Raw genomic sequence first — 22,806 nt, forward strand, 5'->3', positions numbered from 1 at the left:
GACGTAGTCCGGCGTCATAACCTGCTGGCGTGATGAGTACCGCCACCCGTCCTGCCCGCCGGCGTACCGTCCGGCAGTTCGTACCGCCGCAGCACGGGGCGTGGGCGATGCTGCTGCTGCCGTACCTGGCCGGGGTTCTCGCGGCCGGCTTCCGGTGGCCGGATCTGCCGCTGCTGGGCGCCTGGATCGCCGGGTACCTGTTCTCGTACTTCGCCCTGCAGGCGCTCAAGACGCGCCGGCCGCAGCGCTACCGGGAGCAGCTCCTCTGGTACGGGTCCATCACGGCCGCGCTCGCCCTGCCGGTGCTCGTGGCCGCGCCGCGGGTGCTGCTCTTCGCCCCCGCGTACGCGGCCCTGATCGGGGTGAACGCCTGGTACGCCCACCGCCGCCGGGAACGGGCGCTGGTCAACGATCTCGCCTCGGTGGTGCAGAGCTGCCTCATGGTGTTCGTGGTGGCGGCCGTGGCCGGGCGGGCGCCGGGTGGGGTGTGGGTGCCGTTCCTGGTCGTGCTGATGTACTTCGCCGGCACGGTGCTGTACGTCAAGACGATGATCCGGGAGCGTGGCAGCCGGGCGTACCGGCATGCGTCGGTGGCGTACCACGCGGTGGCGCTGGTGGTCGCGGCGACGCTGGGGCCGGTCCAGGCGGCCGTGTTCGCGCTGCTGCTCGCACGCGCGTGGGGGCTGGCGGGGCGGCCGCTCAGCCCGAAACAGGTCGGGCTCGCCGAGATCGGCGCCACCGTTCTCGTCCTCGTGGCGGCGCTCGCCTGACTGTGCCCGTACCCGAAAAAAGGTCTCTACGACGCGATGCCGCGGCGGGGGTCGGGGTAGACCGCGTCGAACGTGCTCAGCCAGCGCACCTGCTCGCGCGGCGGGATGCCGCAGCCGCGCAGGAAGGCGACCAGCGAGTCGCGGCGTGGCACGGTGCGGCCGGTGACCAGGTTGTGGACCGTGGCGCGGGAGATCGGCGTGCCCGCGTCGGTGCTGCGCCGGGCCACGCTGTCCAGTGACCGCCGGCAAGCGATCATCAGGGCGCGCAGGCGGCGGGCGAACTCGTGCGGCGTGGCGGCGCCGGTGGGGTCCGGGGGTGCGGTCGTGATGCTGGTGACTGTGTTCATCGCTGGTCAAACTCCGTCTGGGCCGGCGGTGCGGGGGCGGGTGGCCATCGCCCATGCTGCTGCGGGCCCGGGAGCCGAAACAAGCACGCGGCCGCGTACGAGTTCTACAGCGGCAGCCACTCGATGCCCGTGGTGACCTCGGCGAGGATCTCCGGCAGCGGCTCCACGCCGAGCCCCGGCCCGGACGGCACCGCGAGGTGGCCCCCGTCCAGCACGAACGGCTCGGTGAGGTCGGTGCGGAAGTAGCGGCCGGACGCGGACGTGTCGCCGGGCAGGGTGAAGCCCGGCAGCGCGGCGAGCGCCACGTTGGCCGCGCGGCCCAGGCCGGTTTCCAGCATCCCGCCGCACCAGACGGGTACGCCGTGCGCCGCGCAGACGTCGTGGATGCGGCGGGACTCCAGGTAGCCGCCCACCCGGCCGGGTTTGACGTTGACGATGGCGCAGGCGCCGAGCCGGATCGCGTCCGCGGCGGCCCGGGCCGAGGTGATCGACTCGTCGAGGCAGATGGGGGTGCGTACCCGCTTCGCCAGGTCGGCGTGCCCGACGATGTCCTCCTCGTCCAGCGGCTGCTCGATGAGCAGCAGGTCGAACGGGTCGAGGGCGGCCAGCAGCGCGGCGTCCGACCGGGTGTACGCGGTGTTCGCGTCCACCTGCAGCAGCACGTCGTCGCCGAACCGCTCGCGGACGGCGCGGACCGGCGCCACGTCCCAACCGGGCTGGATCTTGAGTTTGATCCGCAGGTAGCCCTCGGCCAGGTAGCCGTCCACGGCGTCGAGCAGCTCGCCGATCGAGTCCATGATGCCGACGGACACCCCGCAGGGCACGCGGTCGCGTACCGCACCCAGCTCCCGGGACAGCGGCCGGCCGGCCGCGCGCAGCTCCGCGTCCAGGATCGCGGTCTCCAGCGCGGCCTTGGCCATCCGGTGGCCCTTGAAGCGGTGCAGGGCCGGGGCGACCGCGGCGGCGTCGGCGGGCGGGCCGGCGGCCAGCGCCGGGACGAGGAAGCGGCGCAGCACGTCGGCGACGGCCTCGGCGTACTCGCTGGAGTAGAGCGGGTCGCCCATCGCCACGCACTCGCCCCAGCCCTCGGCGTCCCCGGCGACGGCGCGGACCAGCAGCACCTCGCGGCCGGTCTGGGTGCCGAAGGAGGTGCGGAACGGCGCCACCAGGGGCATCCGTACACGGCGCAGCTCGAAACCGGTCAGCTTCACGAGGTCCCCCCGTCGCGGGCGGGGCGGGTGACGACGTACCACCCCGCGCGGTCGAATCCCTGCACCGTGGCGCCCTCGGCCAGCAGTGTCCCCAGCGCCTCGCGGACCGCCAGCCGCCAGCGCCGGGCCCGGGCAGCATCGGTACGCCGCAACGCCTCGACGTCCGGCGGCACGGCCACCAGCACCGTGTCGCCGGCGGCCCGCCCGGGCACCGGCTCGCCGTCCGGGGAGCGGTCCAGGGCGACAGCGGCGCCCGAGCAGGTCAGGTCGGCGACGCTCCACCGTGGCAGGACGCCCGCACTCGCCTGCCGTACCCGCGGCGCGGCCAGGTCCCAGCGCACCAGCAGCCGGTCGGTGTCGTCGCCGCCGTTCACGCCGTCCCGCATGCCGCCGTAGAAGTCGGTCAGGTACTGCACCGGCACGCCGCCGAGCTTGACCAGGTTGAAGTACGCGTTGCGGCTGACCAGCGGGTCGAAGGTCCAGGTGACGGTGTCGACGCCGTGGTCCAGCGCCCACGCGCGCTGGTGCAGCTTCAGCGCCCGGCCGATGCTGCGGCCCATCGCGGCCGGGGCCACGCCGGCGATGTGGCTGTGCAGTTCCCGCTGGGCCGGCGGGGCGAAGAAGCCGACGCAGGCGCCCACCATGCCGGAGTCGTCGAACGCGCCGGCGACGTAGCTGCCCGTCTTGCTCAGCGCGCGCAGCAGCTCCGGGGTGACCAGCGGACTCGCCGGATCGGGCCGCCAGATGGCCGCGAACAGCCGGTCCACCTGCCGCAACTCGCTCAGCTCGGTCAGCACGCGCACCCGCACGCCCGCGGCGCCGGCGGCGGCGTCCGCTGCGGCCTCCGCCTCGCCGGGCCGGGCCAGCACGCCGGTGGGGTCGCTCACGACGACACCGCATCCGGGTACGCGGACAGCACGGTCCGGTCACCGGCGAGCAGGTCCGCGGTCAGCGCGGCGACCAGCGCGGCCCGCCGAGGCAGCTCGGCCACCACGACGTGCTCGCTGTCGGCGTGCGCGCCGCCGCCGACCGCGCCGAGCCCGTCGAGGGTGGGCGTACCGACACCGGCGGTGAGGTTGCCGTCGGAGGCCCCGCCGACAGCCGCCCGGGCCGGCGCCGGGATTCCCAGGCGGCGCGCCACCGCGACGGCACGCTCGTACAGGGCCGCGGACGCGGTCGCTTCCAGCGGTGGCCGGTTCGGCCCGCCGTCCAGCTGGAGGCGGGCGCCGGGCAGCACCGGGACCAGCGCCCGCATCGCCCGGTCCACCCGCTGCTGCTCGTCGCGGTCGGCGACCCGCACGTCGACGGCGGTCTCCCCCTCGGCCGGAACCGTGTTCATCGTGGTGCCGGCGGCCAGCGCGGTGGGCACGACCGTGGTGCCGCGGCCGGGGTCGGCCAGCGCCTGGATCGCGAGGATCTGGTGCGCCAGCTCCACGGAGGCGTTCACGCCGCGGTGGGGTTCCAGCCCGGCGTGGGCGGCTCGGCCCCGCACCCGCAGCTGGTAGATCGACACGCCCTTGCGTTCGGTCTTCAGCGCGCCACCGTCGGCGGACGCCTCCAGCACCAATGCCGCCGCGCACCCGGTCGCCGTCGACTCGATCAGCTCGCGGGAGCTCGGCGCGCCGAGCTCCTCGTCGCCGGTGATCAGCACGGTCACGCCGCTGCGGTCGGGCAGCTCCGCGACGGCGTGCAACGCCTGCACCACGCCCGCCTTCATGTCGAAGCAGCCGGGGCCGCGCAGGACGCCGCCGGTGACCGTAAACGGCCGGGTCCGCAGCGAGCCCACCGGCCAGACCGTGTCGTGGTGCCCGGAGATCAGCACCCGCGCCGGGCCGTCGCCGAAGCGCCAGCGCAGATGCGTACGCCCCTGCAGGACGATGCGCTCCGGCTCGGCGCCCAGCAGCCGGGCGCCCGTCTCGGCGACCACGTCGGCGCTGCGGGCCACGGCGACCACGTCGTGCGACGGCGACTCGCAGGTCACCAGCCGCTCGATGTCGGCGAGCATCTCCGGCAACCGCCGGGTGAGCCGGTCCAGCACGGTCATCTCAGGCCACCTTCGGGGTCGCGCGGACGCCGAGGTGCACGTACCGCTCCCCCGTGGGCAGCCGGTAGAACGTGACCGGGATCCACGTGCCGCTTTCCGGCAGGCGTACGGCGAACCGGTCGGCCGAGACCGGCACCAGGTCCAGCTCCTGCACGGGGTCCGGGGTGAGCTCGGCCAGCGGCCCGGTGACCGTCATCCGCAGGCGCGGGCCGTCGTCGCCGTCGAGCACCTCGATGCGGGAGCCGGCGCGCTCGTACGTGCCCAGGTGCTCGGGCAGGTTCGCGTCCACGGGCTCCGCCGGCGGCGCGAACGGCTCGGGCATCCGCAGCCCGGCCACCTCGGCCAGGATCTCCGAGTACAGGTCCTGGTAGAGGGCGCGGCCGTCGTCGATGTTCGTGAGCAGCGCGATCGCCAGCCCCTGCTCGGGCAGCAGCCGCAGGAACGCCGCCTGGCCGATGGTGTTGCCGTCGTGGCCGACCAGCCGCCGGCCGTCCCAGCCGAACCGGATCCAGCCCAGCCCCCACGAGTCGCCGAGCACGTCCTTGTCCGGCAGCTCGACCTGCCCGGCGACCATCTCCGCGGCGGCCCGCTCGCTGAGCAGGCGGGTGCCGTCCGGCGCCAGGCCGCCGCTGAGGTGCAGGCGGGCGAAGCGCAGCAGGTCGGCCGCGGTCGCGTTGATGAGCCCGGCCGGTCCCATCGAACGCGGCAGCATCCACACCGGCGTCCGGACCGGACCGTCCGGCCCCGAGCTGTGCCCGGCGGCGGTGCGGTGCAGCAGCGCCTCCTCCGGCAGCGTCCCGGTACGCCGCAGCCCGAGCGGCTCGCTCAGCCGCTTGCGGACGGCCTCGTCCCACGTGCCCCCGGTGAGCTTCTCGATCACCCGCCCGGCCAGCACGTACCCGGAGTTGCAGTACGACCAGGTGGCGCCCAGCGGGTGGTTCTGCGCGACCCCGGCGAGCCCGGCCACGTACTTCTCGACGCAGTCGTCGCCGCGGCCGGTGTCGGTGAAGACGTCGCCGTCGATGCCGCTGGTGTGGGTGAGCAGGTGGCGCATCGTGACCTTCGCCGCGACGCCCGGGTCGGAGAGCTGCAGCTCCGGCAGCACGTCCACGATCGGCGCGTCGAGCTCCAGCTTGCCGTCGTCGACGAGCTGCATCGCGAGCGTCGCCGTCCACACCTTGCTGATCGAGCCGATCTGGAACACCGAGTCGGTGGTGGTCGCGACGCCCGAGTCGGCGTTGACGACCCCGTACGCGGCCTCGACCAGCTCGTCCACGCCGCCCGGGCGCAGGCGCAGCACGCCGAGCACGGCCCCGGGCACCTGGTGCCGCTCGGCGAGGGCGGCCAGCCGGCGCTGCCAGTACGCGGCGTCGAGCGGTGCCGGGCGGTTCTCGGTGTGGCGGCGTACCCACTCGGCGACGCGGCGGTTGTAGTCGAGGCGCTGCGACGGCGGCCCGTCGACGATGACCAGGTGCGACGCGCCGGGGTAGAGCACCAGCTCGGCCGGGATCCGTCGCTCGCGCAGCGCGGTGTACCACTGCTGGGCCTGTCCGGCCGGGCAGCGCACGTCGGCCTCGCCGTGCAGGATCAGCGTCGGCGTCGCGACCTCGCCGACCCGGGTCAGCGGCGACATGGCCGCGTACCGGTCCGGGTTCTGCCAGGGCGGGCCGCCCAGCTCGTACGCCGCCAGGAACGCCCCGTCGTCCGAGGTGCCGGCCATGCTGGCGAGGTCGCTGACCACGCCCCCGGCCACCGCGGCGGCGAACCGCTCGTCGTGCGCGGTCAGGTAGCAGGTCATGTAGCCGCCGTAGCTGTAGCCGGTCACCGCCAGCCGCTGCGGATCGGCGACGCCCTCGGCGACCAGCTCGTCGATCGGCTCGAGGAAGTCGGCGGCGTCGGCCTCGCCCCAGGCGCCCTGGGTGGCGGTGAAGAATTGCTCGCCGTAGCCGTCGCTGGCGCGCGGGTTGAGCAGCAGCACCGCCCAGCCGTCGGCGACGAGCTCCTGGTGGTAGAGGTGGACGTCGTCGGCGGCGCCGTTCCAAGCGTTGTGCGGGCCGCCGTGGATGTCCAGCAGCAGCGGGCCCGGGCCCTGCGCCTCGGGGTCGCGGATCAGCCAGCCGTGCACGACGGTGCCGTCGGCGATGGTGAACTCGCGTTCCTCGCGCGCGAACAGCTCCACGTCGGTGTCGCCGCCGCCGGTCAGCACCGTCTCCTCGCCGCCGGCCACGTCGACCGTCACCACGTCGCCGTACGAGGTGGGGGTCGCCAGCACGACGGCGGCCCGGGCGCCGGCCACGGACAGCCCGGACACCACGCGGCCCCCTCCGGCCACCACCGGGCGCGGGTCGCCGCCGGCCGCGTCGACCGCGTAGAGGTGGGTGCAGCCGCGGTCGCGTACGCAGAACAGCAGCGTCGCGCCGTCCGCGGTGAACTGGGGCGTCCCGCCCGGATACCCGGGTGCGCCCGGCATGACGTTGCGGTCGAGCCCCGCCGCCAGGTCCCGCACCTCTCCCCCGTCGAGCGGTACGCGCAGCAGCCGCGCGTGCCCGACCGGGTCACCGGGCATCCCGACGACGATCAGCGCCTCCCCGTCCGGCGTCCAGGTCACGGTGCTGCCGAAGCCGTCCCGCAGCCCTGCCACGCGCGGCCGGGCGTGCCGGTCGTCCACGTCGAGCACGTGCACGGGTGCCCTGGCGACCAGGTCGGCGTCGGGCGCGGTGGCTGCGGTGAACGCGAGCCGGGTGGAGTCCGGCGACCAGGCGGGGTCGCCGGCGTGCCAGTCACCGTCGGTCAGCTGCCGGCACCGGCCGGTCGTGACGTCGACGAGGAAGAGGTGCTTGCGCATGCCGCGCAGCAGGCCGGTGCCGTCGGCCTGGTAGTCCAGCCGGTCGATCACCACGGGGGCGTGCGTCCGGCGGCGGCCGGCCGCGTCGGCGTCCTCGCCCGGCGCGGCGGCGGTGTCCACGGCCGCAGCGAAGGCGATCCGCGTGCCGTCGGGGCTCCACACTGGCCGCCCCGCGCCGAGCGGGAGGTGGGTGAGCTGCTCGGGCTCGCCGCCGGCGGCCGGCAGCAGCCACATCTGCGCGGTGCCGTCGCCCGCGCGCAGGAAGGCGAGCCGGCTGCCGTCCGGTGACCACGCCGGCGCGGTGTCGGCGGGGCCGCGGGTGAGCCGGCGCGGGTCGCTGCCGCCCCCGGCGCACCAGAGCTCGTACCGGACGCGATCCGCCTCGGCGTCGGCGGTGCGCTGCACGTACGCGACGCGCCCGTCGGGGTGCAGGGCCGGCTGTCCGGGCACGATCAGGGCCAGGAGATCCTCGATGCGCTGGCGACGCGGCACGGCACCCTCCCGAAGGTTCGTCGGCTTCTTGCGCGAAGCCTGCCCGGTGCCGTGGTGCGGTGTCTTGGTGCGCGACGACGAGAAGCGGGGCCCGCTCTCGTCGGTTACGCCAGGGTTATGCCAGCGGCGCGAAGACCCGGAGTTGGAGCATCGCGCCGAAGCGGGCGTCCGGGTCGGCCAGGTCGATGGCGCCCAGCTCGGCCAGGCGGCGCAGCCGGTAGCGGAAGGTGTTGGGGTGTACGTGCAGCACCGCCGCGGCCGCCACCACGTCGCCGAACGCGTCGAGCCACGCGGAGAGGGTCTCGACCAGCCGGGCGTTGTGCTCCGCGTCGTACGCCAGCAGCCGCGCCACCGGGCCGCTGGGCGTGTCCCCGCGGGCCGCGACGGCGTCGCGCAGCTCCAGCAGCATGGCCTCGGTGTGCACGTCGGTCAGGCGGGCCACGCGCCGGGTGCCGGGGTGGCCGCGCAGCACCCGCAACGCCCGATCGGCGCTGGCCCGCGCGGTGGGCAGCTCCACGACCGAGGACGCCACGGGGCTCACCCCGGCGACGAGGCACGCCCGTTCCCCGATGCGGTCGAGGAAACCGGTGGCCGCGCGTTCCGCCTGCCGCTCCCCGTCGGCGGCGGTGACCGGCAGCAGCCCGTACGTGACGTCGCCCAGCAGGGCCACCGCGCTGCCGGCGTGCACCGCGCTCAGGTGCATCGCCAGCGCGTCGCTCATCCGCTGCCGCTGGGCCGCGAGCCCGGAGGTGTCGGCGGCGCCGCCGTCCGACGGGTCCGTCACCCCCACGGCGAGCACCACGAGCGGCCGGTCGGCCAGGCCGAGGCGGGCCAGCGAGTCCCGCGCGCCGGCGCCGCCCTCGAGGGCCGTGCCGACCAGCTCGGTCCGCAGCCGGCGCTCGACGTCGGCACCCGCCCGCAGCCGCAGCATGTGCAGCGCGACCAGGTTGGCGGCGTCGCTGAACGCCCGCGACCGGTCAGGGGTCAGCGGCTTGCGGACCGCGGCCCAGATCGAGCCGAGGAACTCGTCGCCGGCGCGGACGGCCACCGCCACCCGGGGCACCGAGAAGTCGCCCGCGTCCGGCGGCGGCGTCACGAACACCGGCTGCTCACTGCGGTGCAGGTCGCGGGTCACGCCGGTACGCGACAGCATGCGCGCGTACCGCTCGGGCACCTGCCGGCCCAGGATCGTCTCCACGCGGGACTTGTCCGCCTCCTCCTGGCGGCCGGAGAACGCCAGCACGCGCGAGTCGGGGTCCTCGATCGTGACCGGCGCGTCGACCAGCGCGGCGACGGCGTTGGCGAGGGCGAACAGGTCGCCGGAGGGCATCCCGCCGAGCGTCTCGGGGCCGGCGTCGCCGACATCGCCCTGGCTGAGCATGGACCGCAGCAGCGCGGCGAGCTGCGCCCACGACGCCCCGCGGGTCAGCGCCAGGACCGCCACGCCCGCGTCATCCGCCGCGGCCCGCACCTCGTCACCGGCCGGGACCGGCGCCCGCAGCACCAGCCCGGCGGCGCCGTGGCGCCCCAGCGTGCGCAGCAGCGCGGTGATCTCCTCCGGCTCGCGCAGCCCGACGCCCAGCACCAGCGCGTGCGGCGGGAGGCTGGGCTCGTCGTACGGGTCGTGGATGGCGACGCCGCCGATCGGCTCGCCGGGCCCCGGATCGCCGTGCACCAGCTCGAGCAGGGTGGCGCCCAGGTCGTTCAGGACACGGCCGAGGCTGGCGCGCGGCTCCTGACTCATCGACTCCACCTCCTGTACGCGACCGGAGCTCGATGATCGTCCGTCGAGGGCCGCCCGGGCAACGGATCGGGAGGATCCGGCGAGACTCAGCCGACCGCGGCGACCGCGGCCGGGGCGGCGAAATGGCAGGCGGCGAGGTTGCGGTGGCCGGCGCCTGCCGGGTCGGCGGTGCGGCACACGTCCCGCTCGGGCAGCACCAGGGGGCCGACGGGGCAACGCGGGTGGAACCGGCAGCCGGCGGGCGGCTGGTGCGGGTCCGGCGGGGCGGCGTCCGCGACCGGCTCCGGCGCCTCGGGCACCGCGACGCCGGCGCGCGGGACGGCCGCGAGCAGCTCCCGCGTGTACGGGTGCTGCGGATCGCCCAGCACGTCGGCGACGGGACCGTACTCGACGATGCGGCCGGAGTACATGACCGCGACGATGTCGCTGACGTAGCGCACCACGGCCAGGTTGTGCGAGATGAACAGCATGGTCAGGCGCATCTGCCGCTGCAGGTCACGCACCACGTTGAGCACCGCGCCCTGGATGGAGACGTCCAGCGCCGACGTGATCTCGTCGGCGACGATCACCTCGGGCCGGCCGGCCAGCGCGCGGGCCAGCGCCACCCGCTGCCGCTGGCCGCCGGAGAGCTCGTCGGGGCGTACGCCGGCCCGGTCGGCGGGCAGCCCGACCAGCTCGAGCAGCCGGCCGACCTCGGCGCGACGCTGCGCCGAGGCCGGTGCCGGGTGCCGCGGGATCGCCTCGGCGATCGAGTCGCCGATGCTCATCCGCGGATCGAGCGCGGAGTACGGGTCCTGGAAGACCATCTGCAGCGGCGGGCGGCCGGCCTCGCGGGAGACGTCGCGCACCGGCCGGCCGTCGAGCAGGATCCGGCCGCCGCTCAGCGGTGCCAGCCCCACGGCCGCCCGGGCCAGCGTCGACTTGCCCGACCCGGACTCACCGACCAGCCCCACGACCGCGCCGGCGGGTACGACGAGGTCCACGGCGTCGACCGCGACGGTGCCCCGGCGGCGTGACCCGAACCGGACGCTCACCTGCTCGAAACGCAGCTCCCGCATGGCCGCCTCACGCCCGGCGCGGCGTGGCCCGGGCACCGAAGTGCACGTACCGTTCGCCGCTGGGCAGCTGGTAGAAGGTCGCGGGGACCCAGTTGCCGGTCTCCGGGTCCTGGCAGACGAACAGGTCGGGCGCCACCGCCACCATCGGGTAGTCGGCGTCCTGGTCCTGCAGCACCTCGGCGAGCGGCCCGGTCAGGCCCACCCGCATCACCGGCCCGTTCTCGCCGACGAGGACCTCCTGGCGGACGCTGGCGCGCTCGTACACGCCCACGTACGGCGCCGGGTCCACCTCGACCGGCTCGTCCGGGGGGCCGAGCGGGTGCGGCAGCTTCGCCCCGGCGAGCTCGTCGAAGATCTCGCGGTACAGCTCCTCGTACAGCTTGCGGGAGTTGCCGCCGTTGGTGAGCAGCGCGACCGCCACGCCGCGCTCGGGCAGCAGCCGCAGGAAGGCCGCCTGCCCGATGGTGTTGCCGTCGTGGCCGATGAGCCGGTGCCGGCCCCAGCCCATGCGTTCCCAGCCCAGCCCCCAGGAGTCGCCGAGCGTGTACTTGTCCGGCAGGTCGGCCTGGAACTCGGCCATCGCGGCGGTGGCGGCGGCGCTGAGCACCTGCGTACCGTCCGGCGCCTGCCCCTGGCGCAGGTGCATCCGGGCGAAGCCCAGCAGGTCCGCGGCGGTCGCGATGATCGCCCCGGCCGGTCCGGCCGAGCGCGGGATGCCCCAGACCGGCGCCGGTACGGTGGTGCCGTCCTCGGTCAGGTGCCCCACGGCCGCGCGGAACAGCAGCGCCTCCTCGGGCAGCGTGCCGGTGTGCGTCAGGCCCAGCGGGGTGATGAGCCGCTCCCGCAGCGCCGCGTCCCACGTGCCGCCGGTGAGCTTCTCGATGACCCGCCCGGCCAGCGAATAGCCCGAATTGCAGTACGACCACGTCGCCCCGAGCGGGTGGTTCTGGGCGGCGTCGGCGAGCAGCGCGGCGTACTTCTCGAGGCAGTCGTCGCCGCGGCCGGTGTCGGTGAGAATGTCGCCGTCGATGCCGCTGGTGTGCACCAGCAGGTGCCGCATCGTCAGGCGCTTGGTCACCTCGGGGTCGCCCACCCGCAGCTCCGGCATCACCTCCAGCAGCGGCGCGTCCAGGTCCAGGCGGCCCTCGTCGACGAGCTGCATCACCATCGTCGCGGTCCACACCTTGGTGATCGAGCCGATCTGGAACACCGAGTCGGTGGTGACGTCCACGCCGGTGCGCAGGTTCAGCACGCCGTACGCCGCCTCGGCCAGCTCGTCGCCGTCCGGGCCGGTCCGCAGGATGCCCAGCGTCGCACCCGGCACGCCGTGCTCCTCGGCGAGGGCGGCGAGCCGCCGCCCCCAGTGGTCGGTGTCCACGCTCATGACTCGTCCCTTCCTGCAGTGGTCCGGTACGGCGCCACGGCCACGGGCGCCAGGTCGGCGTGGTGACAGGCGACCCTGCGGTCCCCGTCGTACGCGGCCAGCGGTGGATCCTGTTCCCGGCAGACCTCGGTGGCCAGCGGGCAGCGCGGCGCGAAGGCGCACCCGGACGGCAGCCGTGCCGGGTCCGGGGGCCGGCCCGGGATCACCGCGAGCGGCCGGTCGCGATCGGTCTCCATGCCGGGCACGGCCGCGACCAGGGCCCTCGTGTACGGATGCCGCGCGTCCTGCAGCAGCGCACCGGAGGGCAGGTCCTCGACGATGCGGCCGGCGTACATGACCAGCACCCGCTCGCACACCTGGGCGACCACCGTGACGTCGTGGCTGATGAACAGCAGCCCGACCGAGTCGGCCGTACGGATGTTCTCCAGCAGCCGCAGCACCTCGCGCTGCACGGTGACGTCCAGGGCGGTGGTGGGCTCGTCGGCGATGATCAGCGCCGGGCTCGCCATCAGGCCCATGCCGATCATGGCGCGCTGGCGCATGCCGCCGGAGAACTCGTGCGGCAGCTGCCGGGCGCGTCGCGCCGCGGCCGGGATCCGGACGGCGTGCAGCCGGTCGACGGCGCGGGCCCAGGCCGACCGCCGGTCCGCGCCCTGGTGCCGGCGGACCACCTCGGCGAGCTGGTGGCCCACCCGGTGGGTCGGGTTGAGCGAGGTCATCGGGTCCTGGAACACCATGGCCAGGGAGGTGCCGAGCAGCCGCCGGTGCGCCGCGGCACCGCCGCCGCGCAGGTCGGCGCCGAGGAACTCCAGCCGGTCGGCGTCCACCCGCCCGGGCGCGGCGACGAGCTGCGCGATCGCCAGCGCGGTGAGGCTCTTGCCGGAGCCGGACTCCCCCACGATGCCGACCGCCTCGCCGGGGCGCAGCCGGAGGCTGACCTCGCGGACCGGGCTGATCTGAGCGCCCAGGGACGGGAAGGTGACCCGGAGGTTCTCCACAGCGAGCAGCGGGGCGGCCGGTTCCGTGGCAGCGGCCGCCCGCGGTGGCGGCGCGGTCACCGGGCCGGCCGGGGTGCCGCTCTCCGCCGAGCGCAGGCCGATGGCCCGGGCCACGACCTCCCCGGCGAGGTTGAACGCCATGGCCGCGAGGACGACGGCGACCGCCGGGGCCAGCGCCCCCGCGGGATGGATGTAGATCTGCGCCAGGCCCTCGCCGAGCAGCCGGCCCCAGTCGTAGCCGGGCGCCTGCACGCCCAGACCCAGGAAGGACAGGCCGGCGAAGGCGAGCAGGGCGCTGCCGGCGGCCATCGTCGCCGCGACGACCAGCGGCTCGGCGATGTTCGGCAGCACGTGGCGCAGCAGGATGCGCACCCGGCCGACCCCGGCGATGCGGGCGGCGGCGATGAAGTCCCGCCCGGCGACCGTGGCCGCCATGGTCTGGGTGAGCCGCGCGAACGCGGGCGCGGTAGCCAGCCCGATCGCCAGCACCGCGCCCTTCGCGCCCACCCCGAAGACGACGGCGAAGAAGAGCGCCAGCAGCAGGCTGGGGAACGCGACCGCGACGTTGACCAGCGCGCCGGCCCACCGGCCGGCGCGGCGGCCCAGCAGCAGGGGCGCGGTGCCGAGCAGCAGGCCGACGAGCACGCCCAGCCCGGTGGCCGCCAGCGCCAGCTCCACCGACAGCCGGGCGGCGACCAGCACCCGGGCGAAGATGTCGCGACCCAGCAGGTCCGTGCCGGCCGGGTGGTCCCCGGACGGCCCCTGCAGGATGTCCGCCGGGTGTACGGCGTCGGCGCGGGCCTGCCACCCCATCGGCGCGAACACGGCCAGCAGCAGCACGGCGAGCAGCAGCACGGCGGCGGTCACGCCCAGCGGGCTGCGGACGGCACGGCCCCAGCGGCGGCTGCTCCCCCCGGCCACCGCTCAGCTCTCCCGGATCGCCGAGCGGGGGTCGAGCAGCGCGAGCGCCACGTCCACCGCCAGGTTCACGAGCAGGACGCCGACGCCGTACACGAGCACGACGCCCTGCACGGTCGGGTAGTCCTTGGCCAGGATCGAGCTCACGATCGTGCCGCCCAGGCCGGGCCAGGCGAACACGTTCTCGACCAGCACCGTGCCGGCGACCAGCGCGCCGAGCATCAGGCCGCCCATGGTGAGGCCGGCGGTCACGGCGTTGGGCAGCGCGTGCCGCAGGTACACCACCCGGGGTGGCAGCCGCTTCGCCCGGGCCGTACGGATGTAGTCGGTCTGCAGCACCGCCAGCATCTCCACCCGTACGAGCCGGGCCAGCACGAACGCCGGTCCGAGGGCGAGCGCGAGCACCGGCAGCACGTACGAGCCCGGCCCCGACCGGCCCGCCACCGGTGCCCAGCCGAGCTGCACGCCGAAGACGAACACCAGGCACACCGCGACGAGGAATTCCGGGATAGTGGCGAGCACGACGCTGGTGGAGGTGAACATCCAGTCGCCCGCGCGGCGGCGGCCGTCACCGGCCAGGACGGCCATCAGCGTGCCCAGGGGCACGGAGACGATCACGGCGACGGCGAAGGCGAGGACCGCCAGCTCGACGGTCGCACCCATCCGCGCCCCGATGATCTCCGACACCGGCAGCCCGGTCGTCATGGAGCTGCCCATGTCCCCGCTGAGCAAGTTGCCGAGGTAGTGCGCGTACTGCAGCCAGAGCGGGTCGTCGAGGCCCATCGCCGTACGCCGCTGCTGCACGAGCTCCAGCGGCGCCGTCGGGCCGAGCGCCGCCCGTACGGGGTCGCCCGGCAACGCGTGGATCATGAGGAACGCGGCCGTGACGAGCACCCACAGCGACAGCAGCAGCCGCCCGGTACGGCGTACCGCGAACCGTACCCAGACGTTGTCGCCGAGGCCGCTGCTCCGGCGGGTTCCGACGGCGAGGGCGGTCACGGCGCTCAGCCGAGCATCCGGATGGACGCGGGATCCACATCGCCCTCGGAGAGGTCCACAGTGGCTCCCTTGGCGTAGATGGGGACGTTCGAGTTGGCGAACGGCACGACATCGAGGTGCTGCAGCAGCGCCTTCTCGGCCGCCAGCCACTGCGGGCAGCCGCTGTCGCCGGGCAACTTCTGCGCGGCGGCCACCGCGTCGGTGTAGTCCTTGTTCTCGATGAAGGCGAAGTTGGTGCCCTGCGGCGGGGTCGGGCCGGACACATACGACACCAGCTGGCTGGGCAGCGTCACCGTGATCGGGAACAGCGCGACGTCCCACGTCAGCTCCCCGCTGACGATCTGCCCCAGCTGCGCCTCGCTGATCGGCTTGAGCTGCACCTTCACGCCCGCCGCGGTCCACTGCTGCTGGATCAGCTCGGCGGTGGCCGGCGCCCCCGGGAGGCCGGACGTCGGGTACACCAGCGTCAGGGCCAGGGGTTTGCCGCCCGAGGCCGTCTCCAGCGCACCCTTGCCACCCGCGGCGTCGAAGGCGGGCAGCGTCCCGGTGACCGTGTCGCCCTTGCACGGGGTCATGGACGGCGCGACGAGGCCGGTCGGGGCGGTGCCCTGGCCGCTGGTGTAGACCTGTCGCAACTGGGTCAGATCCAGCGACTGCACCAGGGCCCGGCGTACGGCCGCGTCCGCGGTGAGCAGCCCGGACTTCTGGTTGAACAGCATCTCGCCGGACGGGGCGAGCACGTCGCGCCGCTGGAGGCCGTCGCCGCGCAGCCGCTGGCCGTCGGGCCCGGCGATCCGGGCGGCGTTCACCTCGCCGGAGAGCACGAGGTTCGTCATCGTGGCCTCGTTCGGGATGATCCGCAGGACGACCTTGTCGGGCAGGCCCGGCTGGGCGGACTTCCAGTCGCCGGGCCCCCAGGCGTAGTCCTTGCGCCGGGTCAGCGTGTAGTGGTCGTTGGCGACCGCCTCGGTCAGCGTGAACATGCCGGTGCCGTCGGCGCCCTGCTTCAGCTTGCCGCGGTCTTTGAGACCCTTGTCGCACACGATCGGCAGGCCGCCGAGGTTGCGGTCGAGGAACGCGTCGGGCGCCGGCGAGGTCACCGTCACGGTGCCGGCCGCCTCGTCCGCGGTGGCCTTCGCGCCGGCCGGGACGTACGTGCCGACCCGGCTCGAACCGTTCTTGACGTCGCCCACGAAGCTGATGTTCGCCGCCACCGTCGCCGCGGTCAGCGGGCTGCCGTCGCCGCAGGTCACCCCCTTGCGCAGGGTGAACGTGGCGGTGGTGGTGGTCGCCTGCCACTTCTCCGCCAGCCCGGGCAGCAGCTTGCCGTCGGCGGCGAAACCCAGCAGCGAGTCGTACAGGAAACGATCGACCTGCCCCGTGACGGACAGCGAGGTGAAGTGCGGGTCGAGGTTGCCGGGGTCGTTGGCCAGGGCCATCGTGAACGTCTTGCCGTCGGCCAGGCGGGTGCCCGTGCCGCCCGCGTCGTCGCCGCAGGCGGCGAGCAGGAGCGCCGCCGCGCCCACCGCCGCCGCCGATCGCAGAGTCTTCATCTCGCCCTCCACGTGCTCCGTGTTGGCCGCCAGCGTGCCGATCGGGCGGTCCCGTTGTCTTTGGCCTGCCCGACAACATCGCGAGGACGCAGTTGTCCGCGCCGACGACAGCGGCGGCCCGCACCGCCACATCGGCCGGGTTCTATGCCCGGCGGCCAACCCTCAAGCGGCCGGACCGGCTGCCGACAAGGGAGGTGTGCGCATTCCCCGCGGCGTCGTGCTGGTGCTCAGCTGTGTGCTGGCCCTCGCCCTGATCGCCCTGGTGGGTGGCTATCTCATCGCCACCGACCGGGCCACGGGCGACCGCCTGCGCGGCGAGTTCGCCAACCGTGCCGCGGTCGCCGCGCAGCTGACCAGCGACGCGTTCACCGCGAGCGCCGAGCAGAACCGGTCGACCGCCCAGCAGACGTTCTCGGGTGACCCCGGCTCGGTGCAGAAGGCCCTCGACAAGGACGTGAGCTTGGCGTTCAGCGCCGTCACGACAGCCGACGGGACCGTGCTCGGCGCCCGGCCGCCCTCGTTGCGCAGCGCCGCGGGCCGCAAGCTGCTCGCTCCCGTCCGCACCCGGGCGCAGCAGCGCGCCACGATGGTCTTCGGCGACCTGGTGCAGGACGGCGAGGCCCAGCGGCTGATCTTCGGCGTGCCGTTCACCGCCGCGGGCCGCCCCCGGGTGTGGCTAGCCGCCGTCCCGCTCGACACCCTCGACGTGTTCGCCAAGGGCTACCTGCAGAGCTCGCTGGGCACCCCCGGCGGGCGCGCCTTCATCGTCGACGCCAAGGGGCTGGTCATCGCCCGCTCGGCCGAGGGCGAGCTGGGTGGCCCGATACCCGATCAGGGGGTGGTGGCGGCCCTGCGGACCGCGCCCACAGGGGTGACGGGAGGCGACTACTACAGCTCTGCGCCCATCCCCGGCACCGGATGGCGGGTCGTGTTCGTCGCCCCGCAGAAGGTGCTGCTGGAGCCGATCCAGGCCACCCGCCGGCTGGCCTGGGAGATCTTCGGCGGGTTCGCGCTGGCCGTGCTCTGCATGGTCGCGCTGGGCGCCACCGCGCTGACCCGGTCGGCCCGGCTGGCCCACGAGCGGCTGCACGACGCGCTCACCGGCCTGCCGAACCGTACGCTCTTCCTCGAGCACGTCGGCCGCGCCCTCGCCGAGCAGCGGCGCCGCGGCGGCCGGCTCGCGGTGCTCTTCATCGACCTCGACGGTTTCAAGCCGATCAACGACGTGCACGGCCACGCGGCGGGCGACGCCCTGCTGCGCGCGGTGGCCCAGCGGCTGCGTGAGGACGCCCGCCGCGGCGACGTGCTCTGCCGCTTCGGCGGGGACGAGTTCCTCGTGCTCTGCCCGGGCCTCGCCGCCGGCCACGAGGCCGTCGGCGTCGCCCGGCGCCTCGTCGAGCGCATCCGCGAGCCGTACGAGATCCAGGGCCGCACCGTCCGCGTCGGCAGCTCGGTCGGCGTGGCGGTGACCGGCGGGGGGACGACCGACGCCACGGCCCTCATCCACGACGCGGACCAGGCCATGTACGAGGCCAAGCACCGCGGCCGCAACCGCATCGAGGTGTTCCGCCGGCCGGTCACCGCCGGCACCCTCACCTGAGCGGCCGCCCGCGGACGGCGGCAACCCGTCCGCTCCGGCGCGGGGCCGGGGCTGCACCCGGCGGACTCAAAACTCGACTGGACGACATGCGGGACCCGGCGCCGGAAGCCGTCCCGCACCGACCGTCCAGGCTGAGGAGCGAACACCCGATGACCACCCGACATATCCGTGCCCGCGCGTGGCAGCCGTCGACCGCAGCGATCGTCGCGGTGCTCGCCGTGTTCCTGACGACCGCGGTAACGCCCACGGCGGCCTCCGCCTCGACGCCCGCAGTGGCGCGGAAGTGGGCGTCGCTGATGCACAGCAGCCTCGCGCCCAGCCCGGCGTACGTGCGGCTGCGTCAGACCCTCTCCGCCCAGCGGACGAGCCTCGCGACCTGGGCGGACCGGCTCACCCAGCGCCGGGCCGTGCAGCTCGACGCGCAGAACACCGTCACGACCACGGTCGCCACCGACGCCGCCGCGCGTACCCGGTACGCGCTGGCGCGGGAAGCCCTGGCCACCGCCCGCAACAACCTGACCGTGGCGTCGCAGCAGCGCCCGCGCAACGCCACCGCCGTGACCAGGGCCAAGGATGCCGTCACGGCCGCGGCCAAGACGACCGCCGCCCGCCGGACCGAGGCCCGTACGGCCGCGGCGGCGCTGAAGACGGCACAGGCCACCGCCTCGACCGCCACCGGCAACCTCGACGCGGCCGGGGTCGCGTGGGACCGCACGTACGCGGCGATCGTGACGAACCAGCGCAGGCTGAAGGCCGCCGACGCCCAGCGCGCCGCGTACGCCACCCAGGCCGCCGGGCTCAGCCGGGACGTCGTCGCCCAGGTGCGCGGCACGTTCGCCGTCGCCGACACCACCTCGGTCAACGGCATCACCGTGCACCGGAACGTCGCGTTCGCCTTCCAGCAGATGCTGGGTGCCGCGAAGGCCGACGGGGTCTCGCTGTCCGGCGGCGGGTTCCGCACGAAGCAGCGGCAGATCGAGCTACGCAAGATCAACGGCTGCCCGAACGTCTGGACCGCGCCGGCGTCGTCGTGCCGCGTCCCGACGGCGATCCCCGGCACGTCGCTGCACGAGCTCGGCCTGGCCGTCGACATCACCTCGGGCGGCCGGACGCTCACCCGCGACAGCGCCGGCTTCCGGTGGCTGTCGGCGCACGCCGCCCGGTACGGCTTCGTGAACCTGCCGTCGGAGGCGTGGCACTGGTCCATCACCGGCGGCTGACCGGGCCGCCCTTCTCCTGTCGCATGCCGTCCCGCAGCAGCTCCACGAGGTGCTTGCCGCGTACGCCGGCCAGGTCCGCGGACTGCGTGCGGCAGGAGAAGCCGTCCGCCAGGAACACGTCGTCGTCGCCCGCCGCTCGCAGCGCCGGCAGCAGCTGCTGCTCCGCGACCTGCACCGACACCTCGTAGTGGCCGCGCTCGACGCCGAAGTTGCCGGCCAGGCCGCAGCAGCCGCCCAGGCGGACCACGTCCGCGCCGGCAGCCTTCAGCAGCTCGGCGTCGGGCGACCACCCCATGACGGCGTGGTGGTGGCAGTGCGGCTGGGCGATCACCTTCCGGCCGTCCAGCGATGGCGGCGTCCACCCTTCGGTACGGGAGAGCAGCTCCGCGACGGTGACCGTGGCGACGCTGACCTTCCTGGCCGCCTCCCCGTCCAGCAGCTCGGTGAGGTCGCTGCGCAGCACGCCCGTACAGGACGGCTCGAGGCCGACGATCGGGATCCCGTCCTCGGCGGCCGCCTGCAGCTCCGACACCGTCCGGCCGAGGATCCGCTTCGCCGCGTCCAGCTGACCGGTGCTGATCCAGGTCAGCCCGCAGCAGGCGTCCTTGGACGTGATCCGGGGCGCGTACCCGGCGGCGGTGAGCACCTCGACCGCCGCGCGCGCCACCTCGGGGGCGAAGTGGTCGGTGAAGCTGTCGACGAACAGCACGACCGGCTTGCCGTCCGCGGCGGGCTGCTGCGCCGCGTGCCACCCGCGGAACGTCCGGTCGGCGAACGCCGGGATCGAGCGGCGCGCGTCGACGCCGGCCAGGAACAGCGCGATCCGGCGCAGCCCGGGCAGGCTGATCATGCGGTTGGCCAGGCGCGGCATCCGCGAGGCGAGCCGCGACCAGCGGGGCAGCCAGCCCAGCGAATAGTGCGAGCGCGGCCGCAACCGCCGCGAGTAGCTCTGGTGCAGCACCTCGGACTTGTACGAGGCCATGTCGATCCCCGTAGGACAGTCCGACAGGCACCCCTTGCAGGACAGGCACAGGTCCAGCGCGTCGTGCACCGCGGGCGAGCGCCACGACGGGGCGAGGTCGCCGTCCAGCATCTCCTGCAGCACCCGGGCCCGGCCGCGGGTCGAGTCCTTCTCGTTCTTCGTGGCCAGGTACGACGGGCACATCACTCCGCCGGTCCCGGTGTTGTCCGCCCGGCACTTGCCCACGCCGGTGCACCGGTGCACGGCCTGGTTGAAGTCGCCGCCGTCCCCGTGGTACGCCAGCGCCAGCCGCTGCCGGACCGGGCGGGCCTGCGCCACGCGGACGTTCGCGTCCACGGGATCCGGGTCGACCAGGTTGCCGGGGTTGAGCAGGCCGTCCGGATCGAAGGTGTGCTTGATCTGCCGGAACAGGTCCATCGCGGCCGGTGAGTACATCCGGGTCAGCAACTCGCTGCGGGCCCTGCCGTCGCCGTGCTCGCCGGACAGCGACCCGCCGTACGAGACGACCAGGTCGGCCGCGTCCTCCAGGAACGCCCGGAACCGGCCCGGGCCGCCCGGCCTGTCGAGCGGGAAGTCGAGCCGTACGTGCACACACCCGTCGCCCAGGTGCCCGTACGGCATCGCGGTGAGCCCGTGCCGGTCGACCAGCGTGTCGAAGTCGCGCAGGTAGGCGCCGATCTTCGCGGGCGGCACGGCGGCGTCCTCCCAGCCGGCGTGCGCGGGCAGACCGGAGGGCGCCCGCCCGGCCAGCCCGGCGCCGTCCTCCCGGATCCGCCACAGCGGCGCGGCCGCGACCGGGTCCTCGACCACCATCGAGTCGACCGCGGCGGCCGAGGCGACCAGCTTCGCCACCCGCTCGCGCACCTCGCCCAGGTCGTCGCCGGCCAGCTCGACCATCAGCCACGCCTGCCCGCCGGGCAGCGGCGGCACCGAGCCCGGCCCGCGCCGGCTGCGCAGCACCTCGCAGATGCGCGAGTCGATGCCCTCGCACGCGGTCGGCGCGAACTCCAGGATCGCCGGGATGACGTCGCCGGCCGTGCCGAAGTCCGGGTAGCCGAGCACGACCAGCACCCGGTGCGCCGGGTCCGCGACGAGCCGTACGGTCGCCTCGGTGACCACGGCGAGCGTGCCCTCGCTGCCCACCAGGAACTCGGTGAGGTTGAAACCGCGCTCGGGCAGCAGGTGCTCGACGGCGTACCCGGAGACCTGCCGGCCGAACCGCCCGAACTCGGTGCGCGCGACGGCCAGGTTGGCGCCGACGACCTCGCGCAACGCGGCGGTGATGGGCTCGGCGCCGCTGAGCTCCGGCCCGGTGACCAGCCGCGACCCGTCCACGGTCAGCGCGGACAACGCCAGCACGTTGTCCGACGTCCGCCCGTACCCGAGCGTCCGCGCCCCGCACGAGTTGTTCCCGATCATGCCGCCGATCGTGCAGCGGGTGTGGGTGGACGGATCGGGCCCGAACCGCAGCCCGTACGGCCTGGCCGCCGCCTGCAGCGTCGCCTGCACCGTCCCGGCCTGCACCCGTGCGCTGCGCGCGGCCGGGTCCACCTCGAGCACCTGGTGCAGATACCGGCTGAAGTCCACCACCACACCCGGCCCGATGGCGTTGCCGGCCACCGACGTACCGGCCCCGCGGGCGGTCAACGGCACGCCCAGCTCCCGGCACACGGCCAGCGTGGCCGCCACCTCGTCCTCGGACTTCGGCCGCACCACGGCCCGCGGCACCACCCGGTACAGCGAGGCGTCCGACGCGTACATCGACCGGTTCGTCGCATCGTCCAGCACGTCGCCGACACCGGCCCGGCGAAGACGCGCAGCAAGGTCTGCGCTGGTCACGTGGCGGGCAATGCGGCTGCTGAACACATGAGCCGAAGAATATCCCGGCAGGCCCGCCGGCCACGCCGACGGGATCCCCCGCATCCCGCCATGCAGACCCGCCCCTACTCCGCGGGCACCTCACCGTGGCGGCGGAGGGCCGGCATCTGCCAGCCCTCGGCGAGGCGGGACGGGTGGACGTTGACGCCACCGCCGAAGAATTCGGTGAACTTCATGATCAGGGGATCCCAGCGCAGCGGGTCGACGTGGGTGGTGCCGGGGATGACCAGGTCCTCGTCGACGTGCGTACGCAGCACCTCGACCTCGAAGGCCGTGGCGGTGACGCCCGGGGCGCCGAAGGGGTTCGCCGCGGTCACCCGGCACTCCAGCTGGATCGGGCACTGGGCCACCCGGGGCGGGGTGACCAGGTCGGAGCTCTGCCGAGTCAGGCCGGCGAGGGCGAACTTGTCCGCCACGTACCGGTATCCCTGGGCCCGCTTGTACCCGCTCACCTCGGCCCGTCCGGTGGTCAGCGCGATGCGGTCGACGACCGCGGCCATCGCCGACGACGGCAGGTTGAGCACGCACTCACCGTGCCGGCGCAGGTTGGCCGACGTCTGGCCGGCGTCGCCGAGGCCGAGCATGGCGGAGCTGCCCAGCCACCAGGCCGACGACATCGGGGCCAGGTTCGCCGAGCCGTCGGGGTTGGTCGTGCTCACCAGCACGACCGGGGTGCCGAAATACAGGACCTTGAGACCGGGTACGACATGCATGCGGCCATGCTTCCCGGGCGTGGGCAGCGCTGCTGGCGGCTTTCGGACGT

General features: G+C 74.7%; 16 protein-coding genes. 3 read left to right on the top strand and 13 right to left on the bottom strand.

Translation table 11 applies throughout. The features are described 5' to 3' along the window. Positions 1–32 precede the first annotated feature (32 nt). Positions 33–770 (top strand): YwiC-like family protein, encoded by a 738-nt coding sequence (locus IT780_RS16720; RefSeq protein WP_199512735.1) that lies wholly within the window; start codon positions 33–35, stop codon positions 768–770. A 26-nt stretch (positions 771–796) separates the two neighbouring features. Here IT780_RS16720 and IT780_RS16725 read toward each other — a convergent pair whose 3' ends face one another. From IT780_RS16725 to IT780_RS16775, 11 genes are all read right to left on the bottom strand, one after another. Beyond that, on the bottom strand, positions 797–1,117 hold the full coding sequence (locus tag IT780_RS16725; protein WP_199512487.1) for a helix-turn-helix domain-containing protein: 321 nt from the start codon (positions 1,115–1,117) through the stop codon (positions 797–799). A 104-nt stretch (positions 1,118–1,221) separates the two neighbouring features. Beyond that, positions 1,222–2,328 carry an o-succinylbenzoate synthase gene (gene menC / locus IT780_RS16730; RefSeq protein WP_199512488.1) on the bottom strand — a complete coding sequence of 369 codons (1,107 nt, stop codon included), beginning with the start codon at positions 2,326–2,328 and terminating at the stop codon, positions 1,222–1,224. Further along, entirely contained in the window at positions 2,325–3,215 is an 891-nt protein-coding gene (locus IT780_RS16735) for a GNAT family N-acetyltransferase (RefSeq protein ID WP_307831224.1), read from the bottom strand. The genes menC and IT780_RS16735 overlap by 4 nt, the downstream gene beginning before the upstream one ends. Next, positions 3,212–4,372 carry a M20 family metallopeptidase gene (locus tag IT780_RS16740; protein WP_199512489.1) on the bottom strand — a complete coding sequence of 387 codons (1,161 nt, stop codon included), beginning with the start codon at positions 4,370–4,372 and terminating at the stop codon, positions 3,212–3,214. Before IT780_RS16740 ends, IT780_RS16735 begins: the two co-directional genes overlap by 4 nt. Before the next feature lies 1 nt (position 4,373). After that, positions 4,374–7,709 (bottom strand): serine hydrolase, encoded by a 3,336-nt coding sequence (locus tag IT780_RS16745; protein ID WP_199512490.1) that lies wholly within the window; start codon positions 7,707–7,709, stop codon positions 4,374–4,376. A 115-nt stretch (positions 7,710–7,824) separates the two neighbouring features. Beyond that, a complete protein-coding gene (locus IT780_RS16750) occupies positions 7,825–9,453 on the bottom strand; it encodes a PucR family transcriptional regulator (protein ID WP_199512491.1) in 1,629 nt (542 codons plus the stop codon). 86 nt (positions 9,454–9,539) lie between these two features. Then, positions 9,540–10,511 (bottom strand): ABC transporter ATP-binding protein, encoded by a 972-nt coding sequence (locus tag IT780_RS16755; RefSeq protein ID WP_199512492.1) that lies wholly within the window; start codon positions 10,509–10,511, stop codon positions 9,540–9,542. 7 nt (positions 10,512–10,518) lie between these two features. Continuing rightward, entirely contained in the window at positions 10,519–11,895 is a 1,377-nt protein-coding gene (locus IT780_RS16760; RefSeq protein ID WP_199512493.1) for a serine hydrolase domain-containing protein, read from the bottom strand. Further along, a complete protein-coding gene (locus tag IT780_RS16765) occupies positions 11,892–13,814 on the bottom strand; it encodes a dipeptide/oligopeptide/nickel ABC transporter permease/ATP-binding protein (protein WP_307831225.1) in 1,923 nt (640 codons plus the stop codon). Before IT780_RS16765 ends, IT780_RS16760 begins: the two co-directional genes overlap by 4 nt. 3 nt (positions 13,815–13,817) lie before the next feature. Next, complete coding sequence (locus IT780_RS16770; RefSeq protein WP_307831226.1) at positions 13,818–14,810, bottom strand: ABC transporter permease; 993 nt, start codon at positions 14,808–14,810, stop codon at positions 13,818–13,820. 5 nt (positions 14,811–14,815) lie between these two features. Continuing rightward, positions 14,816–16,363, bottom strand: coding sequence for an ABC transporter substrate-binding protein (locus IT780_RS16775; protein ID WP_199512494.1), 1,548 nt, complete (start codon positions 16,361–16,363; stop codon positions 14,816–14,818). Between the two features lie 196 nt (positions 16,364–16,559). Between IT780_RS16775 and IT780_RS43140 the strand changes: the two genes are divergently transcribed. Further along, positions 16,560–17,963 carry a diguanylate cyclase domain-containing protein gene (locus IT780_RS43140; RefSeq protein WP_307831227.1) on the top strand — a complete coding sequence of 468 codons (1,404 nt, stop codon included), beginning with the start codon at positions 16,560–16,562 and terminating at the stop codon, positions 17,961–17,963. Positions 17,964–18,112: 149 nt separating this feature from the next. Next, on the top strand, positions 18,113–19,183 hold the full coding sequence (locus IT780_RS16790; RefSeq protein WP_199512497.1) for a M15 family metallopeptidase: 1,071 nt from the start codon (positions 18,113–18,115) through the stop codon (positions 19,181–19,183). On the opposite strand, the gene IT780_RS16795 is transcribed toward IT780_RS16790, so the two are convergent. After that, a complete protein-coding gene (locus tag IT780_RS16795) occupies positions 19,170–22,004 on the bottom strand; it encodes an FAD-binding and (Fe-S)-binding domain-containing protein (protein ID WP_307831228.1) in 2,835 nt (944 codons plus the stop codon). The genes IT780_RS16790 and IT780_RS16795 overlap by 14 nt on opposite strands. A 104-nt stretch (positions 22,005–22,108) precedes the next feature. After that, complete coding sequence (locus IT780_RS16800; RefSeq protein WP_199512499.1) at positions 22,109–22,756, bottom strand: flavin reductase family protein; 648 nt, start codon at positions 22,754–22,756, stop codon at positions 22,109–22,111. Positions 22,757–22,806: the final 50 nt, after the last annotated feature.

This window comes from Nucisporomicrobium flavum, assembly GCF_016464385.1.
GTDB classification, from domain to species: Bacteria; Actinomycetota; Actinomycetes; order Mycobacteriales; family Micromonosporaceae; genus Actinoplanes; species Actinoplanes flavus_A.